Origin of the sequence: Methylobacterium oryzisoli, assembly GCF_046557895.1 — a bacterium.
GTDB classification, from domain to species: Bacteria; Pseudomonadota; Alphaproteobacteria; order Rhizobiales; family Beijerinckiaceae; genus Methylobacterium; species Methylobacterium oryzisoli.
The window spans coordinates 15,341-38,293 of sequence record NZ_JBKIBX010000014.1; the positions used below are offsets into that span (position 1 = coordinate 15,341).

15 protein-coding genes, 1 pseudogene and 1 riboswitch are annotated in these 22,953 nt (G+C 72.3%); of the genes and pseudogenes, 8 read left to right on the forward strand and 8 right to left on the reverse strand.

From position 1 onward, the window contains the following. Positions 1-68 precede the first annotated feature (68 nt). The 4 genes from ACKUB9_RS15280 to ACKUB9_RS15295 all read right to left on the reverse strand — a co-directional run bounded on the left by ACKUB9_RS15280 (position 69) and on the right by ACKUB9_RS15295 (position 4,135). Entirely contained in the window at positions 69-1,277 is a 1,209-nt protein-coding gene (locus tag ACKUB9_RS15280) for an acetyl-CoA C-acetyltransferase (protein ID WP_407523482.1), read from the reverse strand. A 167-nt stretch (positions 1,278-1,444) separates the two neighbouring features. Further along, on the reverse strand, positions 1,445-1,699 hold the full coding sequence (locus ACKUB9_RS15285) for a hypothetical protein (RefSeq protein ID WP_407523479.1): 255 nt from the start codon (positions 1,697-1,699) through the stop codon (positions 1,445-1,447). A gap of 29 nt (positions 1,700-1,728) precedes the next feature. After that, positions 1,729-3,522, reverse strand: a complete 1,794-nt coding sequence (locus tag ACKUB9_RS15290; RefSeq protein ID WP_407523476.1) for an acyl-CoA dehydrogenase C-terminal domain-containing protein — start codon at positions 3,520-3,522, stop codon at positions 1,729-1,731. Positions 3,523-3,673: 151 nt separating this feature from the next. Beyond that, on the reverse strand, positions 3,674-4,135 hold the full coding sequence (locus ACKUB9_RS15295; RefSeq protein WP_407523473.1) for a MerR family transcriptional regulator: 462 nt from the start codon (positions 4,133-4,135) through the stop codon (positions 3,674-3,676). A 469-nt stretch (positions 4,136-4,604) separates the two neighbouring features. Between ACKUB9_RS15295 and ACKUB9_RS15300 the strand changes: the two genes are divergently transcribed. The 5 genes and pseudogenes from ACKUB9_RS15300 to ACKUB9_RS15320 all read left to right on the forward strand — a co-directional run bounded on the left by ACKUB9_RS15300 (position 4,605) and on the right by ACKUB9_RS15320 (position 12,538). Next, positions 4,605-8,135, forward strand: coding sequence for a hypothetical protein (locus ACKUB9_RS15300; protein ID WP_407523470.1), 3,531 nt, complete (start codon positions 4,605-4,607; stop codon positions 8,133-8,135). Between the two features lie 37 nt (positions 8,136-8,172). Beyond that, on the forward strand, positions 8,173-8,499 hold the full coding sequence (locus ACKUB9_RS15305) for a YnfA family protein (protein ID WP_407523467.1): 327 nt from the start codon (positions 8,173-8,175) through the stop codon (positions 8,497-8,499). Between the two features lie 264 nt (positions 8,500-8,763). Continuing rightward, a complete protein-coding gene (locus ACKUB9_RS15310; RefSeq protein WP_407523464.1) occupies positions 8,764-9,261 on the forward strand; it encodes a (2Fe-2S)-binding protein in 498 nt (165 codons plus the stop codon). Continuing rightward, on the forward strand, positions 9,258-10,319 hold the full coding sequence (locus ACKUB9_RS15315; RefSeq protein ID WP_407523461.1) for an FAD binding domain-containing protein: 1,062 nt from the start codon (positions 9,258-9,260) through the stop codon (positions 10,317-10,319). Before ACKUB9_RS15310 ends, ACKUB9_RS15315 begins: the two co-directional genes overlap by 4 nt. Beyond that, positions 10,312-12,538, forward strand: a pseudogene (locus ACKUB9_RS15320) (xanthine dehydrogenase family protein molybdopterin-binding subunit). The gene ACKUB9_RS15315 and the pseudogene ACKUB9_RS15320 overlap by 8 nt, the downstream one beginning before the upstream one ends. 109 nt (positions 12,539-12,647) lie before the next feature. Here the strand turns inward: ACKUB9_RS15320 and ACKUB9_RS15325 are convergent. Next, positions 12,648-13,829 (reverse strand): lytic murein transglycosylase, encoded by a 1,182-nt coding sequence (locus ACKUB9_RS15325; protein WP_407523459.1) that lies wholly within the window; start codon positions 13,827-13,829, stop codon positions 12,648-12,650. 4 nt (positions 13,830-13,833) lie between these two features. After that, the gene (gene galE, locus ACKUB9_RS15330) at positions 13,834-14,823 is read right to left on the reverse strand and encodes a UDP-glucose 4-epimerase GalE (RefSeq protein WP_407523457.1); all 990 of its coding nucleotides are present in this window, start codon (positions 14,821-14,823) and stop codon (positions 13,834-13,836) included. Positions 14,824-14,966: 143 nt separating this feature from the next. On the opposite strand from galE, the gene ACKUB9_RS15335 reads away from it, so the two are divergent. The 3 genes from ACKUB9_RS15335 to ACKUB9_RS15345 all read left to right on the forward strand — a co-directional run bounded on the left by ACKUB9_RS15335 (position 14,967) and on the right by ACKUB9_RS15345 (position 20,072). Continuing rightward, positions 14,967-15,833: a UTP--glucose-1-phosphate uridylyltransferase gene (locus ACKUB9_RS15335; protein WP_407523455.1), complete on the forward strand. Its 867-nt coding sequence runs from the start codon at positions 14,967-14,969 to the stop codon at positions 15,831-15,833. A 268-nt stretch (positions 15,834-16,101) separates the two neighbouring features. After that, a riboswitch (cobalamin riboswitch) is annotated at positions 16,102-16,297 on the forward strand. 184 nt (positions 16,298-16,481) lie between these two features. Beyond that, complete coding sequence (locus tag ACKUB9_RS15340) at positions 16,482-18,614, forward strand: TonB-dependent receptor (protein ID WP_407523540.1); 2,133 nt, start codon at positions 16,482-16,484, stop codon at positions 18,612-18,614. A 6-nt stretch (positions 18,615-18,620) separates the two neighbouring features. Beyond that, positions 18,621-20,072 carry a PepSY domain-containing protein gene (locus ACKUB9_RS15345; RefSeq protein WP_407523453.1) on the forward strand — a complete coding sequence of 484 codons (1,452 nt, stop codon included), beginning with the start codon at positions 18,621-18,623 and terminating at the stop codon, positions 20,070-20,072. 67 nt (positions 20,073-20,139) lie between these two features. On the opposite strand, the gene ACKUB9_RS15350 is transcribed toward ACKUB9_RS15345, so the two are convergent. Continuing rightward, entirely contained in the window at positions 20,140-20,862 is a 723-nt protein-coding gene (locus ACKUB9_RS15350; protein WP_407523451.1) for an ABC transporter ATP-binding protein, read from the reverse strand. A gap of 4 nt (positions 20,863-20,866) precedes the next feature. Then, positions 20,867-22,921, reverse strand: a complete 2,055-nt coding sequence (locus tag ACKUB9_RS15355) for a branched-chain amino acid ABC transporter ATP-binding protein/permease (RefSeq protein WP_407523449.1) — start codon at positions 22,919-22,921, stop codon at positions 20,867-20,869. Between the last annotated feature and the right edge of the window lie 32 nt (positions 22,922-22,953).

Consider the following 22,953-nt stretch of genomic DNA (forward strand, 5'->3'; position numbering starts at 1 on the left):
CCCGGCCATCGTCAAGCACCCCCTTGGGACACGATGCCGTGTCCGCCCGGCGGCCCCGGCGCGGTCCCTCACACCCGCTCGATGATCGTGGCGGTGCCCATGCCGGCGCCGATGCAGAGGGCGACGAGGGCGGTGGACCGGCCCGTGCGCTCCAGTTCGTCCAGCACCGTGCCGAGGATCATCGCGCCGGTCGCCCCGAGCGGGTGCCCCATCGCGATGGCGCCGCCGTTGACGTTGACCTTGCTGGAATCGAGGTCGAAGGCCTGCTGGAAGCGCAGGACCACCGAGGCGAAGGCCTCGTTGACCTCGAACAGGTCGATGTCGTCGAGGGTCATTCCGGCGCGCGCGAGCACCTTGCGGGTGACGTCGACCGGCCCGGTGAGCATCAGCGCCGGATCGGAGCCGATATTGGCGAAGGCGCGGATGCGCGCACGCGGCCGCAGGCCCGCCGCCGTCCCGGCCTCCTGCGAGCCGATCAGCACCGCGGCGGCGCCGTCCACGATGCCCGAGGAATTGCCCGGGTGGTGGACGTGGTCGAGGACCTCGACCTCCGGATGGGCGGCGATCGCCACCGCCTCGAAGCCGCCCATCTGCGCCATCTGGGCGAAGGACGGCTTGAGGGCGCCCAGGGTCTGCATGTCGGTGGCGGGCCGCATGTGCTCGTCGGTGGCCAGCAGCGTCAGGCCGTTCACGTCGCGCACCGGCACCACCGCGTTCGTGAAGCGGCCCTCCTGCCACGCGCGGGCGGCGCGCTTCTGCGATTCCACCGCGTAGGCGTCGCAGGCGTCGCGCGAGAAGCCGTACTTGGTAGCGATCAGGTCCGCCGACACGCCCTGGGGCATGAAGTAGGACTTCACGGCGATCGCCGGGTCGACCGGCCAGGCGCCGCCCGAGGCGCCGAGCCCGATGCGGCTCATCGATTCGACGCCGCCGCCGACCGTCAGGTCGTGCTGGCCGCTCATCACCTGGGCGGCCGCGAAGTTCACCGCGTCGAGGCCCGAGGCGCAGAAGCGGTTGAGCTGCACGCCCGGCACGTGCTCGCCGTAATCGGCCACGAGGGCGGCCGCCCGGGCGATGTCGCCGCCCGCCTCGCCGACCGGGTCGACGCAGCCCAGCACCACGTCGTCGACCGTGGCCCTGTCGAGTCCGTTGCGCTCCTTGAGGGCGCGCAGCGCCGTCTCGGCGAGGCGCAGGGCCGTGACCTCGTGGAGCGAGCCGTCGGGCTTGCCGCGGCCGCGGGGCGTGCGGACGTGGTCGTAGATGTAGGCGTCGGGCATGGGACGTCTTCCCTGGATGGCGCGGGCCGTCCGGCTCGACGCCGGACCGCGGAAGGGATCCATGCATCGTCGGCCGAGGCGGCACCGGTTCGGCAGCGGAAACGATGCAAGGACAGGGGCTCCGGCGGAACGGCATTCAGGCCGTTCCGCCAAGGGGCGAGGGCGCGTCAGGCGCGGTCCGCTTCGAGGCGGATGATCCGCTTCTCGTGGCCGTCGAGGCGATGGACGAGGGCGCCGAATCCGGCGATCACCGCGTGCGTCAGACCGTCGAGGCGCGTCTCGAGGCCGTCGAGGCGGTGTTCGACGGCATCCAAACGGGTGTCGACACCGTCGAAGCGCGCCTCGAAGCGGGCCTCAAGCTGCTCGATCGAGGCGCGGATCGCACGCAGATGCTCCAGCACGAGGTTCTCGGGTTCGGCCATCGGCGGCGGCTCCGGGCTGGTGCTTCAGGCTAGAACATCTCCGCCGGGAGCGCCATGACGGCATCGGCGCCGGCCGAGATGCGCGCGAGCCGGGTCGCGGTCTCGGGCAGCATCCGCTCCATGAAGAAGCGTCCGGTGGCGAGCCTGGCGTCCATGCGGGATTCCGCGCCACGGCCCTCGGCCTTGGCCGTCACCGCCGCCCGGGCGATGCGCGCCCACATGTAGCCGAGCGCCACGAGGCCCATCAGGTGCATGTAGTCCGTGGCCGCCGCGCCCGCGTTGTCGGGCTTGGCCATCGCGTTCTGCATCAGCCACATCGTCGCCTTCTGCAGGTCGCCGACCGCGGCGGCGAGGGGCCCGAGATAGGGCTTCAACGCCGCCTCGGCCGCGTTCTCCTTGCAGAAGGTGTCGATCTCTTGGAGGAGGCGCATCATCGCCCGGCCGCCGTCGCGCGGCAGCTTGCGGCCGACGAGGTCCATCGCCTGGATGCCGTTGGCGCCCTCGTAGATCTGCGTGATGCGGGCGTCGCGGACGAACTGCGACATCCCCCATTCCTCGATGTAGCCGTGGCCGCCGAACATCTGCTGGGCCGCCACCGCGTTGTCGAAGCCCTTGTCGGTGAGCACGCCCTTCACCACCGGGGTCATCAGGCCCATGTGGTCCTCGGCGGCCTGCCGCTCGGCCGGGTCGTCGGAGCGGTGGGCGATGTCGGCCTGGAGCGCGGTCCAGAGCACCAGGGCGCGGGCAGCCTCGTTGAAGGCGCGGATCGTCATCAGGGCGCGGCGCACGTCCGGATGCACGATGATCGGATCGGCGGGCTTGTCGGCCGCCTTGGCGCCCGTGAGGGCGCGGCCCTGGAGCCGGTCCTTGGCGTAGGCGACGGCGTTCTGGTAGGCGACCTCCGACTGGCCGAGGCCCTGGATGCCCACCGCGAGGCGCGCCTCGTTCATCATCACGAACATGGCGTTGAGGCCGCGATTGGCCTCGCCGACGAGCCAGCCCGTCGCCGAATCGTAGTTCATCACGCAGGTGGCGTTGGCGTGGATGCCCATCTTGTGCTCGATCGAGCCACAGGACACGCCGTTGCGCTCGCCCAGGCTGCCGTCCGGGTTCACCAGCACCTTCGGCACCACGAAGAGCGAGATGCCCTTGGTGCCGGCCGGCGCCCCCTCGATGCGGGCGAGCACGAGGTGGATGATGTTGTCGGACAGGTCGTGCTCGCCGGCCGAGATGAAGATCTTGGTGCCGGTGATGCTGTAGGAGCCGTCGGGGTTGGGCACCGCGCGGGTCTTGAGCAGGCCCAGATCCGTGCCGCAATGCGGCTCGGTCAGGTTCATGGTGCCGGTCCAGGCGCCCTCGACCATCCGGGGCAGGTAGGTCCGCTTCTGCTCCTCCGTGCCGTGGACGAGCAGCGCCGCCATCGCGCCCTGGGTCAGGCCCGGATACATCCCGAAGGCGAGGTTCGCCGCCGAGGTGAATTCCTGCATCACGCTGTTGAGGGTGTGGGGCAGGCCCTGGCCGCCGTACTCGGCCGGCATCGACAGCCCCATCCAGCCGCCGCCCGCATAGGCGTCGTAGGCGGCCTTGAAGCCCTTGGGCGTCGTGACGGTGCCGTCCTCGCGGCGGGTGCAGCCCTCGGCGTCGCCCGGCAGGTTCAGGGGCGCCAGCACCTCCTCGCAGAGCTTCGCACCTTCCTGAAGGATCGCCTCGACGACGTCGGGCGACGCGTCCGCGAAGCCCGGCAGGTTGTTGTACCGCTCGAACCCGAACACGTCGTTGAGGAGGAACAGGATGTCCTCCACGGGTGCCTTGTAGCTCGGCATGGAACCCCTTCTCCCACCCTGGTCCGCGGCTGTGCCGCCACGAGATAGTTCACATGTAAACTATCTGGGCGCAGTAGGGAAGGGGGAATCCGGTTCAGGTCGGACGACCCCGGCGCACGCCCGGGGCCGCCTCGCGTCAGGCGCTGGTGGATCAGGCGCTGGTCTTGGGCTTGCCGTAGTTCCGGAGCGCCGCGAGCGCACGCTCGATCTCGGCCTTCTGGTTCTCCAGATGCGCGATCTGCTCCTCGACCTGCGCGGGCGAGAGGGTGAGGGACGGCTGCCCGCCGGGCTCGCCGATCTCCTCGCCGTCCACCATCGCGGCGATCTCCCGCAGGGTGAAGCCGAGTTCCTTGCCGCGCAGGATCGTGGCGAGTCGCGTGCGGTCGTCCTCGGTGTAGAGGCGCGTGGTGCCCCGGCGCTGCGGGTGGAGCAGGCCCTTGGCCTCGTAGAAGCGCAGCGCCCGCAGCGTCACGCCGAACTCCTCGGCCAAGTCGCCGATGGTGAGGGTGGCGGGAGCAGCCGTGCGCGCAGCAGGACCGCGTCCGCCCCGCGCTGTCGTTCCGGAGCGCCCGCCTGCGGCCCTCATCACGTCGCTCTGTCGTTCGTAAGCCATGCCATCAACCCCCCGGTTGGGTCCAAAAGCCAGGACGGCGCACGCCGCCTCGTGACGTACTGTGACACAAACAAGCTCAGTTGAGCTACCTTAGGGAAAGGTTAAGTCAACTTGAGCGTGTGTTACATACGGTTAAACCTTCGCCGAATCAAAGCGTTAGGTCCGAAAAATGGTTACCGTAACGCACCCTTCAACCCGCCCCGATCCCGCAGGAGGTGCCGCACGCACCCATGGCCACTCCCAGGAGTTGTGAGCAGAAAGGACGCAAAAGGCCGATACGGTCAAGCCCCGTCCCGCAGTGGCGCCGGCCGGCGCGGCTCCGGCTTAACAGCTTGTTTACCCTATCCGAAGGAAGGTCGCCCTGAGGCCGTTCGGCTCTCTGTCATTGACCAGGAATTCAGGTCTGCATCGGACCGACCGCGTTCACCCCGCGGACCCGGCCCCGCCTCTCGCGAGTCCAGAGCCGCCCATGAGACGGAACGCACCCCCGAGCTTCGATGCCTTCGATCCCGACGTGCGGGAGGCGGCGCGCGAAGCGGCGCGGCGGGCAGGCCTGTCGCTCGACGAGTGGCTCGCGGTCGCGATCTCGCGCGACGCCTCCCGCGGCGCACCGCGGCCTCGCTTCGAGCGGCAGGCCGAGCGGCCGCTGCCGCGGCGTCCCGCCAAGCGTCCATCCGGTGAGCGCCCGTCCGGCGAGCGGGCCGACCCGGTGCGAGGGTGGGAGCCGGCCGAGGGGAAGCAAGAGGCCGCGCCCGGCCTCGCCGCGGCCTTCTCGGCGATGACGCAGCGCCTCGACGAGATCGACCGCCGCCTCGACGCCAGTGCCGCCTCCACCCACCGCAGCGTGGAGCGGGTGGCCGGCGACATCGAGGGGCGGGTGCTCACCCTGCTGCGTGACCGCACGGGCGAGACCGACCCGCGCCGCCTCGAAGCCCTAGTGACGACCGAGCTCGACCGGCGGCTGTCCGAGAACCGCGAGGCCATCGACCAGGCGATCGTGCGCGCCGTGGAGGGCATCGAGAGCCGGCTCGGCGAGGCCCTGCGGGCGGCCCGCGGCGCCGACGGATCGGCCGGCCTCCAGACCATGCTGGCCGAGTTCGAGCAGCGCATCGCCGCTCTGGGCGAGCGGATCGCGGCCAGCGGCCAGCGGCCGATCGGACGGCGCGGCCTGCCGGTGCAGGACGAGCTGCGCGCGGCCGTGGCGGAGATCCGCCAGCGCCAGCAGCAGCTCGACGACGGCGAGGAGGATGCGGCCGATCTCATGACGGCCATGCGCCGCGACCTCGCGCGGGTGGCCGAGACGTCCGAGGCCGCCGCCGAGACCCTGTCGCCCGCCATCGCGAATCTCCAGGCCGAGACCTCGCGCCTGCGCGAGGCGGTCACCGGGCTCGCCACGAGCCGCGACCTCGGCGCGCTGGAGCACGCCGTCCGCACGATGACCGCCGAGGTGCAGCGGGCGCGCCAGCCCGAGGACCTCGCGGCCATCGTCGGACCGATCGACCTGATGCGCGTGCAGGTGGCGCGCCTCGCCGACGACGTCGCCGCCAACGTGCACGCCCGCGTCACGCAGGACGTGGAGCGGCTCGCCCGCCGGGTCGACGGCGCGCTCAACGCCAGCGACGTCAACAGCCTCGCCAACCGCGACGCGATCTCCAACCTGTTTCGCGAGCTGGATGCCATCCGCCGCCAAGTGGCGGCGCTCGCCGAGCCCGAGCGGATCCAGAGCCTCGCCCGCACGGTGGAGGAGCTGAGCCTCCAGATCGCGGCCTCGCACAGCGGCGGCGCGGGCGAGGACGGGCCCGTCGTCGCCGAACTCCGGCCGCTGCTGGAAGAAATCCGCAGCGGCCTGCGCGCGCCCGCCGAGGCCGCCTCGCCGGACCTGACCCGGAGCATCGCCGGCCTCGACCGCAAGATCGACGAGCTGCGCGCCCAGACCGCCGCCCGGGAGATTCCCGAGGCCGCGACGGACGACATCCTCGGGCGCATCGATGCCCTGTCGGCCAAGGTCGACACGATGGCGGCGGCCGGCCCGGTCGGCGACGTCATCGAGCGCCTGGAGCAGATCGGCGATTCGCTGCGCAGCCCGGCGCTGGCCGGGGGCGACCTCGCGTCGATCCACGGCATGCTGCGCGGCCTCGCCGAGAAACTCGACCGGGTCGGGCAGGGCGCGGGCAGCGACGCCCTCGACGGGCTCGAGAAGCAGGTGCTGGCGCTCGCCAAGCGCATCGACACCCGCGGCAGCGATCCGGCCCTGGCGGGGCTGGAGCGCACGATGGGCGACCTGCTCGCCCAGGTGGCGATGCTGCGCGACGAGGCGCCGATCCAGGCCGCGGTGGAGCGCGCGGCCCGGCACGCCGTCGCCGACACGATCGGCAGCGGGCTGCCCTCCGGGACGGGCCCGGGCTCGGCCCAGCTCGGGTCGCTGCAGGCCACGCTCGCCGACCTCAAGGCGCAGCAGGACGCCTCCGAGCGGCGGATGCAGGCCACCATGGAGGGCGTCCACACGGCGCTCGAACGCCTCGTCTCGCGGCTGAGCCAGATGGAGGGAGAACGGGCGCGGCCCGAGGAGGCGGCGTCCGATCCGGCCCAGCGCCGGCGCGACGCGCGTCCGGCCGCCGCGGCGCAGGCCGCCCCGGCGCGCCCCTCCGAGGAGATGCTGGAGCCGGGCGCCATCCGCCCGCGCGTGTCCCGGTCCGCCCCGGCGGCGAGCGCCGCGCCCGCGGCCGGCGCGGCCCCCGAACTCCCCGCCGGCGACATCAAGGCGAACTTCATCGCGGCGGCCCGCCGGGCGGCGCAGGCCGCGGCGGCCGAGGCCGCCGGGAGCGGTGCCGATGCCGCGCGCGCCGCTCACCCGGGCGCGGCCCCCGCGGCCGTGCCGTCGGGGTTGGTGGGGCAGTTGCGCGCCACGCTGGAGCGCCGCCGCCGGCCGCTGCTCCTCGGCCTCGCGGCCATCGTCCTCGCGCTGGGCACGCTCCAGGCGGTGAACGGCCTGTTCGGCAGTGCCGAGCCGCCGCCCGCGTCGGCTCCGAGCGTGGCTCAGGCGCCGATCGTGTCGCCTCCTCCGAAGCCCATCGACCCGCCGACCACGCAGGCGCTCGCCGCGCCGGAGACGAAGCCGGCCGCGCCCGCCGCACCATCCGCCTCCGCGCTGCCCCAGGCCGAGCCGCCGGGCAGCGACAAGCCGGCGGCCGTCGAGAAGGCGCCCGCGGTGCCCCGGGTCGCGAGCGCTGCCGCGCTCGGCGGGGACCTCGCGGGACTCCCGGCCAGCTTCGCGCCCCTGCGCCAAGCCGCGCTGGAGGGAGACGGCACCGCGCTCTACGAGATCGCCAGCCGGGCCGGAGACGGCCGGGGCATGGTCCGCGACCTCGCGCTCGCCGCCAAGCTGTTCGAGCGGCTGGCCGCCGCCGGCTACGCGCCGGCCCAGTACCGGCTCGGCAGCCAGTACGAGAAGGGCATGGGCGTCACCCGGGATGCCGGCCAGGCCCGCCTGTGGTACGGCCGCGCCGCCGATCAGGGCCATGTCCGCGCCATGCACAACCTCGCGGTGATGCTGGCGGAATCGGGGGCCGCGGGCGGCAAGCCCGACTACGCCGCCGCCGCGCAATGGTTCCGCCGCGCGGCCGAGTTCGGCATTCGCGACAGCCAGTACAACCTCGCGGTGCTGCTCGCCCGCGGGCTCGGCGCCTCGCAGGACCTTTCCCAGTCCTACGGCTGGTTCGCCGCCGCGGCCGCGCAGGGCGACGAGGATGCGGGACGCAAGCGCGACGAGGTCGCCGCGAAGCTCTCGCCCAAGGACCTGGCGGCCGCCAAGGCCGCGGCGGAAGCCTGGAAGCCGAGAGCCGGCGACCCGGCCGTGAACGAGCCGCCGCCGCCGCGGCCCGAGGGCACCGCCCAGGCCGCCGCGCCGATGTCGCTGATCGGCGCGCCGCCTCCGGCGGGGCCGCAGCGCCGTCCCGAGCCGGCGCGGAGCGCCGCCAAGCCTGCCGGCACCGGGGTGTGACCGCCCCGGGGCGTCCGGCCCGGGCGAGACCCGCGGGATGACGACGCTCCTCGCCTACGCCGCCGCGGCGCTGGCGGAGATCGCCGGCTGCTTCGCCTTCTGGGCGTGGCTGCGCCTCGGCCGCTCGCCGCTCTGGGCGGTGCCAGGCCTCGTCAGCCTCGTGCTGTTCGCGGTGCTGCTGACGCGGGTCGGGAGCGAGGCGGCCGGCCGGGCCTTCGCGGCCTATGGCGGCGTCTACATCGCGGCCTCGCTGCTCTGGCTGTGGGCGGCGGAGGGCCAGCGGCCGGACCGCTGGGACCTCGGCGGCACGGCGCTCTGCCTCCTCGGCACCGCCGTGATCCTGCTGGGGCCGCGGGTCCGCTGAGGGTTCATCGCCCGAGACAGGCGGCCTCAGCCTCGCCGGGACGCATTCAAGCGGACCAGCCTTGAACACCTCCGCTCGACGTCCTGTTTGGCGTCACGGTCGCCGACGACTCTCGGCGTGATGCTCGAACGACCGTTTTTCCCCTGGCTGACGGACGAAACGGACCATGCGGCGGCGCAACGCAGGGGCGCCGCCGCCGTCAAGACTGGTCGTACGGTCTCGCGGAACTACCTGCCCCGGCGTTTCACTCAGGGAAGCGGCGGCATGACCATCCCGATCACCCTCACCGTGAACGGCACGTCCCGCACGGTGGTGCTGGAGGACGCGCGCGTGACGCTCCTCGACCTCCTGCGCGAACGCCTCCACCTCACCGGCGCCAAGAAGGGCTGCGACCGCGGGCAATGCGGCGCCTGCACGGTGCTGGTGGACGACCGACGCGTGAACGCCTGCCTCGCCCTCGCGGTCAGCCTCGACGGGGCGCGGGTGCTCACCATCGAGGGACTGGCCGAGGGCGAGGCCCTGCATCCGGTCCAAGAGGCGTTCGTGGCCCACGACGCCTTCCAGTGCGGCTTCTGCACGCCGGGGCAGATCATGTCGGCGGTGGGGCTGATCCGCGAGGGGCGGGCCGGCGACGATCCCGAGCGCGTGCGGGAGGCGATGAGCGGCAATCTCTGCCGCTGCGGCGCCTATGCGGGCATCACCGAGGCCGTCCTCGACGCGCAGGGCCGCCTGCGTCAGCAGGCTCAGGGAGAGGCGGCATGAACCGGTTCGACTACCTGCGCGCCGGCTCGGTGGCCGAGGCGGTGGCGGCCGGATCCCAGCCCGGCACCGTCTTCCTGGCGGGCGGCACCAACCTCGTCGACCTGATGAAGGGCGGCGTGATGCGCCCCTCCCGCCTCGTGGACGTCACCCGGCTGCCGGGCCTCGACCGGATCGAACAATTGCCGGACGGCGGCCTGCGGATCGGCGCGCTGGTGCGCAACGCCGATCTCGCCCACGACCCGCACGTCGAGGCGACCTATCCGGCACTGGCCGAGGCGCTGCTCTCCGGGGCCTCGGCCCAGCTGCGCAACGCCGCCACCGCGGCCGGCAACGTCGTGCAGCGCACGCGCTGCGCCTACTTCGCCGACCCGGCGAGCGCCTGCAACAAGCGCACGCCCGGCGCCGGCTGCGACGCGCGCGGCGGCGAGACGCGCCAGCACGCGGTGCTCGGCTGGAGCGAGCGCTGCATCGCCACACACCCGTCCGACTTCTGCGTGCCGCTGGCGGCCCTCGACGCGGTGGTGGAGATCGAGGGGAGGGGCGGGCGCCGCGAGGTGCCGCTCGACGCCTTCCACCGCCTGCCCGGAGATGAGCCCGAGCGCGACACCGTGCTGGAGCCGGGCGACCTGATCGTCGCCCTGCGGCTGCCGGCCGAGGCCGCGGGCTTCGCGGATCATTCCCGCTACCTGAAGGTCCGCGAGCGCACGTCCTACGCCTTCGCGGTGGTCTCGGTCTGCGCCGGCCTGCGCTTCGAGGGCGATCGCATCGCGGAGGCGCGCATCGCGCTCGGCGGCGTCGCCCACAAGCCCTGGCGCGCCCGGGAGGCGGAGGCGCTGCTCGCGGGCGCGGCCGCCGACCCGGCGCTCTTCCGCAAGGCCGGCGAGGCGGCGCTGGCCGGCGCCGCGCCCTCGGGCGACAACGCCCACAAGATCACGCTCGCAGCACGCCTCGTCGCCCGCACGCTCGCCCGCGCGGCCGACGGGCGTCCAGAGCGCCTGCCGGCGCTGCCGGCCTCGGTCTTCCCCACCCACACAGCAGGAGCGCCCGCCCATGTCTGAGGCCGTCCGCGTCCGCCACGGGTCGAGCATCGGCCAGCCGCTCACCCGCCGCGAGGGCCGCCTGAAGGTCACGGGCGGCGCCCGCTTCGCCGCCGACGCCCGTCCGGAGGGCCTGCTCCACGCGGTCATCGCGGCGAGCACGGTGGCGCGCGGCCGGGTCGCGCACCTCGACGTGGCGGCGGCCGAGGCCCATCCGGGCGTGGTCGCCGTGATGACGCCAGACAATGCTCCCGCGCTCGCCCGGCACCCGGACGAGAAGCGCGACCCCTTCACCTTCCGCCTGGACCTGCTGCAGGACGATCGGGTGCGCTATCCCGGCCAGCCGATCGCCGTGGTGATCGCCGAGACGCTGGAGGCGGCCACCGAGGGCGCGGCCCTCCTCGCCCCGGCCTACGAGGCCGAGCCGCCCCGCGTCGGGCTCGATGCGGACTCGCCCTTCGCGCCGGAGGCGATCGGTGTCGGCGATCCTGCGGCGGCGTCCCGGGGCGGCGGGCCTCGCCGGGGCCTCCGCGCGGATCGAGGCGACCTACGAGACGCCCGCGCAGTACCACAACGCCATGGAGCCCCACGCCGTCGTGGCCGCATGGGAAGGCGACGACCTGATCCTCGACACGCCGAGCCAGGGGATGGCGATCGCGCAGGGGCGGCTCGCCGGCCTGTTCGGCATCAAGCCGGAGCGGATCCACGTCCGCAGCCCGTTCCTGGGCGGCGGGTTCGGCTCGAAGGGGCTGATCTCCGGGCCGCAGGTGCTCGGCGCGATGGCGGCCCGCCTCGTCGGGCATCCCGTGAAGCTCGTGCTGCGGCGCGACCAGATGTACGGCCCGGTCGGCCACCGCGCCCCGACCCGCCAGACCCTGCGGCTCGGCGCGGATGGCGACGGGCGGCTCACCGCCCTCGACCATCACACGCTGACGGCGTCGAGCACCTTCGACGACTTCTTCGAGCCGGCGGGCGGCGTCTCCCACACGCTCTACGCGACACCCGCCCTCTCGACCACGCACGAGGCGGTGCGGCTCGACACCGGCACGCCGCTGTTCATGCGTGCGCCCGGCGAGGCGTCGGGCAGCGCGGCGCTGGAGAGCGCGATCGACGAACTCGCGCTTGCCTGCGGCCTCGACCCGCTGGAATTCCGTCTGCGCAACTATGCCGAGACCGAACCGCTCAGCGGCCGGCCTTTTTCCTCGAAGGCCCTGCGCGCCTGCTACGCGCAAGGGGCGGAGCGGTTCGGCTGGCGCGGCCGGCCGCTCGAACCGCGCCGCATGCGGGACGCGGACGGGCTGCTGGTCGGCTGGGGGGTCGGCACCGCGACCTTCCCGGCCCTGATGTTCCAGGCCGAGGCCCGGGCGGTGCTGCGCCGGGACGGCGGGGCCGCCGTGGAGATCGGCGCGCACGACATGGGGCAGGGGGCCTGGACGGCGCTCGCTCAGATCGCCGCCGACGCACTCGGCCTCGACCTCGACGCGGTCGAGTTTCGCATGGGCGATTCGCGCCTGCCCAATGCCGGCATCGCGGGCGGCTCGGCCCACACCGCCACCGCCGGGGCGGCGATCCACGCCGCCGGCGCGGATGCGGTGGCGAAGCTCGCCGCCCTCGCCACCGGCGACGAGCGTTCGCCGCTCTACGGCGCCGGCAATGCCGGCGTGGTGGCCCGCGGCGGGCGCCTGCTGCGCCGCGATGACGAGAGCCGCGGCGAGGCCTTCACCGACATCCTGGCCCGTGCGGGCCTCGACCATGTCGAGGGAAGCGGCACCGGGGCGGGCGACCCCGGTCTGCGGGAATCCTACGCCATGCACGCCCACGGGGCGGTCTTCGCCGAGGTGAAGGTGGATCCCGATCTCGGGCAGATCCGCTGCACCCGCCTCGTCGGCGCCTTCGCGGCCGGCCGGATCATCAATCCGCGCCTCGTGCGCAGCCAGTATTACGGCGGCATGGTCTGGGGTGTGTCCTTCGCCCTGCACGAGCAGGCGGTGACCGATCCGCGCTCGGGCCGGATCATGAATGCCAACCTGGCCGAGTACCACGTGCCGGTGAACGCCGACGTGCCCTCCCTCGACGCGATCCTGGTCGAGGAGGAGGATCCCCACGTCAACGCGCTCGGCATCAAGGGCGTGGGCGAGATCGGCGTCACCGGCACCGCGGGCGCCATCGCCAACGCCGTCTGGCACGCCACCGGCGTGCGCGTACGGCAATTCCCGATCACGCTCGACCGGCTGCTGTGAGACGCAGCGGGAGCTGCATTCGATCACTTTGCCATCGAGTGCAGCTCCCGGCTCTGTGTTTTTCGCGCTCTCCAACGCCGAACCGGCGTCCACTTCGGCGGAGAGCGCTCTACCGCGCCGCCTCCTGCAGGCGGCGCAGAAGCGCGGGCGTCGGGTAGCCGTCCGCCGGCAGGCCGGCGGCGATCTGGTAGCGGCGCACCGCCTCGCGCAGCTTCGGGCCGGCCCGGCCGTCGAGGGGGCCGGCGTAGTGGCCGCGCGCGGCGAGGCCCTGCTGCAGGGCCTTGAGGCCGGCCTGATCGAGGCGCGGCGCCGTCACGGGCCAGGGGGCGGCCAGCGCCGGGCCGCCGGCGATGCGGTCGGCGAGATGCCCCACCGCGAGCGCGTAGGCGTCCGAGGTGTTGTAGGCGCGGATCGCCTCGAAGTTGTCGCCGATCAGGAAGACGGGCCCGCCCGCGCCGCCCGGCAGGAAGAGGCTCGCCTCGCCCGTCCGCGGCAGGGGCGCGCCGTCCGTCCGCACCACGCCGCGGGCCGCGAAATCCGGATAGGGGCCGCGGTAGCGCGACAGGTCGAACTCCGCCGGCAGGCGCACCTCCGCCCCCCAGGGCAGGCCCGGCTGCCAGCCGGCCTGTCGCAGGAAATTCGCGATCGAGGCGAGCGCGTCGGGGGCCGAGGCCCAGATGTCGCGCCGGCCGTCGCGGTCGAAATCCACCGCCGCCCGCAGGTAGGCCGAGGGCAGGAACTGGGTCTGGCCCATCGCGCCGGCCCAGGAGCCGCGCAGGGTCGCGGGGCTGGCCTCGCCCCGCTCGAGGATGGTGAGCGCAGCGAGGAGTTCGTCGCGAAACAGGTCGCCGCGGTGGCCGGCCTGGGCGAGCGTGGCCAAGGCCCGGATCACCGAGGTGCCGCCGGTCCCGCCGCCGAAATCCGATTCCATGCCCCAGAAGGCCAGCAGCACCGGCCCGGGCACCCCGTAGGTCGCCTCGATGGCCGCGAGCGTCTCGGCCCGGCGCGCCGCCTCGGCCCGGCCACGGGCGATCCGCCCGGTCGAGACCGCGCCCGCGAGATACTCCCAGACCGGCCGGCCGAACTCGCCCTGGCGGCGGATCCGCGCGAGGACGGCGGGGTCCGGGCCCGGCACGTCCCGAAACGCCGCGTCGAAGGTCGCCCGCGACACGCCGCGCTCGCGCGCCAGCGGCCACAGCCCCTCGATCCAGGCCCGGAAGGCGTCCGGCTGGGCGGCGGCCCCGGAGAGGACGGCGACGAGCAGGAGCGGCGCGAACAGCAGCCGGCGCATCGCCTCAGCGCTGGTTGCGCGTGGCGAGGGAGGCCTCCCAAGCGAGCGCCTGCGAGACGATGGCGCGCAAATCGTCGTTCTTCGGCGTCCAGCCGAGATCCCGGATGCGCTGCGCCTCGGCGACGATCTGCGACGGGTCGCCGGGGCGGCGCGGCGAGAGGCGGACCTCGAAATCGCGGCCCGACACCTCCTTGACCACCTGGATCACCTCCAGCACCGAATAGCCCTGGCCGTAGCCGCAGTTGAGCGTCAGGCTCTCCCCGCCGCCGCGCAGGTGGTTGAGGGCGACCAGATGGGCGTCGGCGAGGTCGGAGACCTGGATGTAGTCGCGCAGGCACGAGCCGTCCGGCGTCGGGTAGTCCGTGCCGAAGACTTCCATGTGGCTGCGGGTGCCGAGCGCGGCCTGCGTCGCCACCTTGATGAGGTGCGTGGCGTTCGGGGTCGACTGGCCGGAGCGCCCGCGCGGATCGGCGCCCGCCACGTTGAAGTAGCGCAGCACCACCGTGGCGAGGCCGTGGGCGCGCGCCGCATCCGCCAGCATCCACTCGGTCATCAGCTTCGAGCGGCCGTAGGGGTTGATCGGGTTCGTCGGCAGGTCCTCGGGCACCGGCACCACGGCAGGCTCGCCGTAGACGGCGGCGGTGGAGGAAAAGATCACGTGGCGCACGCCCTCGCGCACCGCGGTCTCGATCAGGGCGCGCGACTTGACCGTGTTGTTCAAATAATAGCCGAGCGGGTCGGTGACCGAATCCGGCACCACGATCTTGGCCGCGAAATGCGCGATCGCATCGACCTCGTGGCGGCGGATCGTCTCGGCGACGAGGGCTTGGTCGCCCATGTCGCCGTGTACCAGGGTGACCTCCGGCGGCAGCGCCCAGGCGAAGCCGGTGGAGAGATCGTCGATCACCACCACCTCGTCCTGGCCCGCATCGAGCAGCGCCAGAACCATGTGGCTGCCGATGTACCCGGCCCCACCCGTCACCAGTACCGCCATGCCCCGCTCCCGCGCTTGTGCGCTCCGATCACTAGCCGGCCTCGCCCTGGCGTCAATGACCTGTCCCGCTGCGATGCGGCAGGGTATGGCTGGGGCAGCGGCGGGTCATCCCGTCCCCCACTCGTTCCACCGGATCACGCACGATGAAGCCGATTCGCAAAGCCGTCCTGCCCGTCGCGGGCCTTGGCACCCGCTTCCTCCCGGCCACCAAGGCGGTGCCCAAGGAGATGCTGACGGTCGTGGACCGGCCGGTGGTGCAGCACGTGGTCGACGAGGCCCGGGAGGCCGGCATCGAGCACTTCATCTTCGTCACCGGCCGCGGCAAGGGCGTGATCGAGGACCATTTCGACATTGCCTTCGAACTCGACCGCACGCTTCAGGAGCGCGGCAAGCAGGCGGCCTATGAGGAGCTGAAGCGCGACCTGCCGCAGGCGGGCCAGACCAGCTTCACCCGCCAGCAGGCGCCGCTCGGCCTCGGCCACGCGGTGTGGTGCGCGCGCGAGATCGTCGGCGACGAGCCCTTCGCGGTGATCCTGCCCGACATGCTGAGCCGGGGCAGCATGAAGCAGATGCTCGCCGCCTACGAGCGCCACGGCGGCAACATCATCGCGGTCGAGGAGGTCGCTCCCGACCAGACCCACCAGTACGGCATCGTCAGCGTCGGCGAGGAGTACGGCGACACCTTCCGGATCACCGGGATGGTCGAGAAGCCGCCGAAGGGCACCGCGCCGTCGAACTTCATCATTTCCGGCCGCTACATCCTGCAGCCCGAGGTCTTCGGCATCCTGGAGAAGGGCGAGAAGGGCGCGGGCGGCGAGATCCAGCTCACCGACGCGATGAAGCGGCTGGCCGAGACCCAGGCCTTCTACGGCATGCGCTACCGCGGCAAGACCTACGACACGGGCTCGAAGCTCGGCTTCCTCGTCGCCAACCTCGCCTACGCGCTGGAGCGCGAGGACCTGCGCGACGACCTGAAGCGCGAAATAGCCGAGCTGATGCGTGGGGCGTGAGGCGGGCATGCACGCGATGCGGGGCCGGGCGTTAAATTCCGCTTGCGGTTTGTGCGCCGCGCCTTAAATTGTGCATTGCGAGATCGCGATGGCGTCGCGGTCTCGCTGCCCTCCTTGGGCGTTTCCTCCCTAGACTTCGGGCCGTTCCTCGCGAACGGCCTTTTTTTCTGCCCGCTGCCCCGCGCGACGCGGGTGTGGATGGCCCGTGCTTCACGGGACACGGGTTCTCGGATCCTGCGCCGTGCGCCTTGACCGCCGGACAGGGGCCTGCAACACAAGCTGTGACGGTTCCCTTCGGGGATCAAAAGGGAACGCGGTGAGGGCTCCGGCCCGAGGCCGCGGCTGTCCCCGCAACTGTGAGCGGCGAGCCTGCCACCACCGACGTCACTGGGTGCCTCACCCGGGAAGACGGTGGCGGGCCCTGACCCGCGAGCCAGGAGACCTGCCGTCAGCCGTGGTCACACGCGAAACGCGCCGGGCGGGGTGTCCCGATGCGTGTCGAAGCGGGCGCTCGCGCCGGCCCGACCTCGCTCGCGGTGACGTGCCACTGCCGTCTCCCGAGGCTCACCCGTGTTCTCCCTCTTCCCCCCGGCGGTTTTTCCGCCGCGCCCGCGCCTGCGGGCCGCGCTGCTCCTGTCGACCGCCGCGATGCTCGCGCCGGCGACCCCGCAGGCCCAGGAACAGGCGCCCAGTGGGAGCGTCGTGGCACTCGACCAGATCACCGTGGCGGGGCAGCGCTCGGGCGTGACCCTGCTGGCGCCCACGCCCTACACGGCTGCGCCGGCCGGGCTCAACCTCGCGACGCCGAACCGCAGCGGCAGCCGCCTCGACCTCTCGCCGCTGGAGACGCCGGCCAGCATCGAGATCATCTCCGGGCAGAAGATCCGCGAGCGCGGGCAGGAGACGGTGCAGGAGGCCATCACCCAGAACGCCACCGGCATCACCACGCTCGGCGCTCCCGGCAACGGCTTCAACTCCTACACCTCCCGCGGCTTCGCGGGCGTCAACTCGGTGATGCAGCTCTACGACGGCACCCGCCTCTACGTCGGGGCGGGCACCATCACCTACCCGTTCGACACCTGGAACGTCGACCGCATCGAGGTGCTGCGCGGTCCCGCCTCCGTGCTCTCCGGCGACGGCGCCATCGGCGGCATCATCAACGTGGTGCCCAAGAAGCCGACCCTCGTCCCGATCAACGCGGCGCGCGCCGCGCTGGGCTCGGACGGCGTCAAGCGCCTCGCCTTCGATTCGGGCGGTCCCCTGGGCGAGAGCCTGTTCTACCGCCTCAACGTCAGCGGCAACCAGGCCGACGGCTGGCTGCGGCAGAACGGCGATTTCTCGAACCTCGCGATCTCCGGCGCGCTGCTGTTCCAGGCCACGCCGGACCTCGCCTTCACGCTCTCGCACGATTACGGCTATCAGGAGCCGCTGCGCTACTTCGGCACCCCGCTCATCGGCGGGCGCATCGATCCGCGCACCCGGTTCAGCAACTACAACGTCGACGACAGCCGGATCATCTTCAAGGACAACTGGACCCAGCTCAAGACCGAGTGGACCCCCAGCGCGGACGTGACCATCCGCAACACGGCCTATCACCTCACCTCGGAGCGGCGCTGGCGCAACGCCGAGATCTACGCCTTCGTGCCGGCCAGCGGCCTGATCCGGCGCTCCGACTACATCGAGATCTTCCACGACCAGGAGCAGATCGGCAATCGCTTCGACGCCACGTTCCGGGGCAGCCTGTTCGGGCTCAGGAACGAGGTCGTGGTCGGCTTCGACGTCAACCACATCGACTTCCTGCACACCAACAACTCGCCCTATGGCGGAACGAGCTTCGTCAATCCTTACGTCTTCTCGCCCGGCACGTTCCTGCGGGTGAACGGAACCAGCCCCGGCTACGCCACCCGCTCCGACCAGTACGCGCTGTTCGCGGAGGACCGGCTGATCGTCACGGATCAGCTCTCCCTGATCGCGGGCGTGCGCTACGATGCGCCGACCGTCCGCCGCGAGGACCTGCGCAATCCGGCCAATGATTTCTCCAAGGATTTCAGCGCGGTCAGCTACCGGTTCGGCGCCGTCTTCAACCCGACGCCCGATTCTTCGCTCTACGCGAGCTACGCCACGGCGGTCGATCCGGTGAACTCGCTGATCACGCTGTCGCTGGCGCAGAAGGACTTCGAACTCTCGACCGGCGAGCAGGTCGAGGTCGGCTACAAGCAGGTGTTCTGGGGCGGCCGGGGCGAGTTCACGCTCGCCGGCTACCGGATCCGGAAGGACAACCTGCTCACCGTCGATCCGCAGCGCCCGACCGTGGCGATCCAGGTCGGCAGCCAGTCCTCGCACGGGGTCGAGGCCTTCGTCTCGCTCGGCCTGTGGGAGAACTGGCGCATCGAGGGCAACCTCGCCCTGCTGCACGCGCAGTACGACGACTTCCAGCAATCCGTCGGCGGCGTCGCCGTCAACTTCGCGGGCAAGCAGCCGATCAACGTGCCGGAGCGCGTGGCCAATCTCTGGCTGTCCTGGGCCTTCGCGCCGCGCTGGGAGGCGCGGGCCGGCGTCCAGTTCGTCGGCGAGACCTACAGCGACTTCGCCAACACCGTGCGACGGCCGGCCTACGAGGTGGTGAACGCGAGCCTCGACTACCGCATCACGGACACTTCGCGTCTCAGCGTGCGGGTCTACAACCTGCTCGACAGGATCTACCCGGTGACGGGCGGGTCCACCTACTGGCTGCTCGGCCGACCGCGCTCGGTCGAGGTGGCCTACAACGTCGCGTTCTGAGCCGCGATGCGCCCGCTCGTGAAGCGCCTGAAGCGGTGGCTGTATCTCGGCCACCGCTGGCTCGGCATCGCCACCTGCCAGCTGTTCGTGATCTGGTTCGTGTCCGGCATCGTGATGATGGATGTCGGCTTTCCGGGCCTGACCGAGGCGGAGCGGCGCGCGGCCCTGCCGGGGCTCGCATGGGACCGCGTCGCGATCTCCCCCGACGCCGCGCTCGCCACGGCGGGACTGACCCGCTTCCCGCGCGAGCTGCGCCTGGCGATGCTCGACCGGGAGCCGGTCTACCGGATGGTGGCCTGGGATGGTGGACAGCACACCGTCTCGGCCGCCGATGGCCGGCTGATCAGCGGCATCGAGGCAGATGTGGCGCTCGCCGTGGCCGCACATGATCCGCGGACGGTGCAGCCCCGGCTCGCCGGCGAGGTCGAGCGCGACCAATGGTCGGTGACGGCGCGCTACAATGCGCTGCGGCCGTTCCACCTCGTCGCCCTGGGCGACCGAGAGAACACGCGGCTCTACGTGTCCGCCCGGACCGGCCAGATCGCCCTCGATACCTCCGGGACGGAGCGGTTCTGGAACTGGCTCGGCGCCATCCCGCACTGGATCTACCTCACGCCGCTGCGGGCGCAGGCGGAGCTGTGGCGGGACGTGGTGCTGTGGGTCTCCGGGATCGCGATCGTGGGGGCGATCACCGGGTTGTGGGTCGGGCTGCTGCGGGTGCGGGTTCGCCGTCGCTACGCGTCGGGATCGATCTCCCCGTATCGCGGCTGGGCCGCATGGCACCATCTCGGCGGACTGGTCGGCGGCCTGACCCTCCTGACCTTCGTCGCCAGCGGCTGGCTATCGATGAACCCGAACCGCTGGTTCGGTCCGCGCGCGCCGACGCAGGCGATGCTGGAGCGCTACGCGGGGGCGGTCGAGCCGCGCTCCGGCCTGGATCTGGCTCGGGTCCGCGCTGCCGCCTGCCCCGACCTCGCCGAGGTGCGCTTCGGCTGGCTGGCGGGAGAGCCGCGCGCCCTCCTCACCTGCCGGGAGGGACCACCGGTGGTCTGCTGCGCGCCGTCATCGGGTGCCTCGGAGGGGGAGGGGGCCAGGATCGTGGAGGCGGCGCGACGGCTGCTGCCGGAGGCCGCGCTCACCGGGGCGGTGCTGCTGACCGAGGAGGACGCCTACTGGTACTCGCATCACCAGCCGCGCCGCCTGCCGGTGCTGCGCGTGACGTTCGCTGATCCCGACGCGACGTGGTTCCACATCGATCCCGCCACGGGAGAGATCCTGGGGAGGGCGGACCGCTCCTCACGCGCCTACCGGTGGCTGTTCCACGCGCCGCACAGCCTCGACTTCCTGTTCCTGCTGAGGCGGCGACCGGCCTGGGACGCGGTGGTCTGGCTGCTCTCGGCCGCCGGCCTGGTCATCTCGGTGTCCGGACTCGTGATCGGCTGGCGGCGGCTGCGCTGACGCTCGGCCGCGAAACGAGGCCGGGAGCGGCGTCCGGTCGCGGCGCGACCGGTCGCCGGGGCGCGGATCAGTGGCTGCCGCCGAGATAGGCCGCGCGCACCGCCGGGTCGTTGCGCAGCTGCGCGGCCGGGCCCTGGAAGCGGATGCGGCCGTTCTCCAGCACGTAGGCGTGGTCGGCGACGCCCAGCGCCGCCATGGCGAACTGCTCGACGAGCAGCATCGTCACCGCCTCCTCCTTCAGCCGGCGGATGGTGCGGAAGACTTCCTCCACCAGCTTCGGCGCGAGGCCCATCGAGGGCTCGTCGAGGAGCAGGATGTCCGGGCGCAGCATGAGCGCGCGGCCCATCGCCAGCATCTGCTGCTCGCCGCCCGACAGGGTGCCGGCGAGCTGCGCGCGCCGCTCCTTGAGACGCGGGAAGAGCACGTAGACGCGCTCGCGGTCGGCCGAGACGTCGCCCTTGGGGCGCGAGCCGGTCAGCCGCGGGAAGGCGCCGAGCGTCAGGTTGTCCTCGACGGTGAGCGTCGGAAACACCCGGCGCCCCTCGGGCGAGTGGGCGAGGCCGGTGCGGGCGACCTCGTGGCTGTCGAGACCGGCGATCTCGCGGCCGTTGAGGCGGATCGAGCCGGCCTTCGGCTTGATCATGCCCGAGAGGGCCCGCATCGTCGTGGTCTTGCCGGCGCCGTTCGAGCCGATGAGGGTGACGACCTGCCCCTTCGGCACCGCGAAGGTGAGGCCGTGCAGCACCTCCACCTGGCCGTAGCCGGCGGCCAATCCGGTGACGTCGAGCATCGGGCTACTCCGCGGCGTCGGCAACCGGGCTGCCGAGATAGGCTTCGATGACCTTGGGATCGGCCTGGACCTCGCGGGCGCTGCCCTCCGCGATCTTGTGGCCGAAATCGAGCACGCTGACGCGGTCGCACAGCCCCATCACCACGTCCATGTGGTGCTCGATCAGGATGACGGTGATGCCCGCGTCCCGGATCTTGCGGATGATGGTGATGAGTTCCGCGATGTCGGGGGCGGTGAGGCCCGCCGCCGGCTCGTCGAGGAGGAGGAGCACCGGATCGAGCGCGAGCGCGCGGCCGATCTCGAGGAGGCGCTGCTTGCCGTAGGGCAGGTTGCGCGCCTCGACCTGCGCGAGGCTGCCCAGGCCCACGAAGTCGAGGATCGCCATGGCGCGGGCGCGGGCCTCGCGCTCCTCGCGCCGCCGCCGCGGCGTGCCGAGGATCGCGTCGAAGATCGTGCCGTGGAAGGCGTGGTGGAGCCCGACGAGCACGTTCTCCAGCGCGGTCATCTCCCGGAAGAGCTGCACGTTCTGGAAGGTGCGCGCCACGCCCGAGAGCGCGATGTCGGAAGGCGTGAGGCCGTCGAGGCGCTTGCCCGCGCCGGCCCCCGCCGCCAGCGTCACGGCGCCGTCGGTGGGTTTGTAGATGCCCGTGAGCACGTTCATCATCGTGCTCTTGCCCGAGCCGTTCGGCCCGATCAGGCCGTGGATCGTGCCGGGGCGCACGTCGAGGGTCACGCCCGCCAGCGCCTTGAGGCCGCCGAACTGCATCACCGCAGCGTCGACCTTGAGGAGCGGATCGGCGCCCGCGCGCCCGCCCTGCTGGATCAGCGCCTCGCCCGAGGAGGCGAGCGCCTTGCCCTCGCCCGTATGGGCCGGGCGCAGGAAGGGCAGTTTTTCGCGGAGGTATCCGACGATCCCCTCCGGCAGGTAGTAGACCACGAACAGGATCATCAGGCCGAAGACGGTGAGGCGGAAATCCGTCACCGACTGCAGGGCGAGCGTCGCCGGGAAGAAGGCGATGCACAGCAGCGCCGGGACCAGGATCGCCATGCGGTTCTCCTGGCGGCGCAGGAAGGCCACCGCCAGGATCACCAGCGCCAGCGCCGCGATGATGCCCGCCATGATGCGCACGAGCGCGATGTCGGCCAGGATGTTGGGCATCATCACGATGATGGCCGCGCCGATCAGCGGGCCGGAGCGCGACTTGCGCCCGCCCATCGTGACGGCGAGGAGGAAGAGCACCGTGAGTTCGAAGCCGTAGGAGTTCGGCGCGACGTAGCGCTCCGACCACGCGAACAGCGCGCCCGCGAGGCCGGCGAGCCCCGCCGAGACCACGAAGGCGTAGACCTTGTAGCGGTAGACGCTCACGCCCATGCAGTCGCAGGCGATGGGCGAGTCGCGCAACGCCTCGAAGGCGCGCCCGAACGGCGAGCGCACGATCCGGTTCACCACCACGATGGTGAGCAGCAGGCAGGCGCAGACGAGGTAGTAGAATTCGAGCTTGCGCCCGGCCGCCCCCCAGGGGGCCTGCATGCCGACGAGGGAGAAGTCGATGACGCGGGCCGGCGGCAGGGTGATGCCGAGCGGGCCGTTCGTCAGCGGCGTCATCTCGTTGATGAAGATCTGGATGATGGTGCCGAAGGCGAGCGTCACCATCGCGAGGTAGGGACCGCTCACCCGCAGCGCCGGGATGGCGAGCAGCAGGCCGAAGCCCGCCGTGACCCCGATGCCGGCCAGGATCCCCCACCACAGGCCGAGCTTGAAGTGCAGGAAGAGCACGGCCGCCGAATAGGCGCCGACTCCGAACAGGCCCGCATGCCCGAGGCTCACCTGCCCGGTGTAGCCGACCACGATGTCGAGGCCGAGGATCAGGATCGCGTAGATCGCGATCACCATCAGGAGGTGGATGTAGTACTGGCTCGTGACGACGTGGGGAAAGGCCGCCAGGAACAGGACCAGGAGGGCCGCGCCGATCAGGCTGGTGTAGCGGCCGAGCCCGGCCGCCGCCGGGGCGGCGGGCGGGACGGTCTCGCGGGCGAGCGCTTGGGCGGACTGCGCCATGATGAGGAAACCTTGAGGCAGAGTTGGAGCGG

Bases quoted from the DNA above. Each gene is read 5' to 3' on its own strand.
- ACKUB9_RS15280 (WP_407523482.1), bottom strand. From the start codon at position 1,277: ATGCCCGACGCCTACATCTACGACCACGTCCGCACGCCCCGCGGCCGC.
- ACKUB9_RS15285 (WP_407523479.1), bottom strand. From the start codon at position 1,699: ATGGCCGAACCCGAGAACCTCGTGCTGGAGCATCTGCGTGCGATCCGC.
- ACKUB9_RS15290 (WP_407523476.1), bottom strand. From the start codon at position 3,522: ATGCCGAGCTACAAGGCACCCGTGGAGGACATCCTGTTCCTCCTCAAC.
- ACKUB9_RS15295 (WP_407523473.1), bottom strand. From the start codon at position 4,135: ATGGCTTACGAACGACAGAGCGACGTGATGAGGGCCGCAGGCGGGCGC.
- ACKUB9_RS15300 (WP_407523470.1), top strand. From the start codon at position 4,605: ATGAGACGGAACGCACCCCCGAGCTTCGATGCCTTCGATCCCGACGTG.
- ACKUB9_RS15305 (WP_407523467.1), top strand. From the start codon at position 8,173: ATGACGACGCTCCTCGCCTACGCCGCCGCGGCGCTGGCGGAGATCGCC.
- ACKUB9_RS15310 (WP_407523464.1), top strand. From the start codon at position 8,764: ATGACCATCCCGATCACCCTCACCGTGAACGGCACGTCCCGCACGGTG.
- ACKUB9_RS15315 (WP_407523461.1), top strand. From the start codon at position 9,258: ATGAACCGGTTCGACTACCTGCGCGCCGGCTCGGTGGCCGAGGCGGTG.
- ACKUB9_RS15325 (WP_407523459.1), bottom strand. From the start codon at position 13,829: ATGCGCCGGCTGCTGTTCGCGCCGCTCCTGCTCGTCGCCGTCCTCTCC.
- galE (WP_407523457.1), bottom strand. From the start codon at position 14,823: ATGGCGGTACTGGTGACGGGTGGGGCCGGGTACATCGGCAGCCACATG.
- ACKUB9_RS15335 (WP_407523455.1), top strand. From the start codon at position 14,967: ATGAAGCCGATTCGCAAAGCCGTCCTGCCCGTCGCGGGCCTTGGCACC.
- ACKUB9_RS15340 (WP_407523540.1), top strand. From the start codon at position 16,482: ATGCTCGCGCCGGCGACCCCGCAGGCCCAGGAACAGGCGCCCAGTGGG.
- ACKUB9_RS15345 (WP_407523453.1), top strand. From the start codon at position 18,621: ATGCGCCCGCTCGTGAAGCGCCTGAAGCGGTGGCTGTATCTCGGCCAC.
- ACKUB9_RS15350 (WP_407523451.1), bottom strand. From the start codon at position 20,862: ATGCTCGACGTCACCGGATTGGCCGCCGGCTACGGCCAGGTGGAGGTG.
- ACKUB9_RS15355 (WP_407523449.1), bottom strand. From the start codon at position 22,921: ATGGCGCAGTCCGCCCAAGCGCTCGCCCGCGAGACCGTCCCGCCCGCC.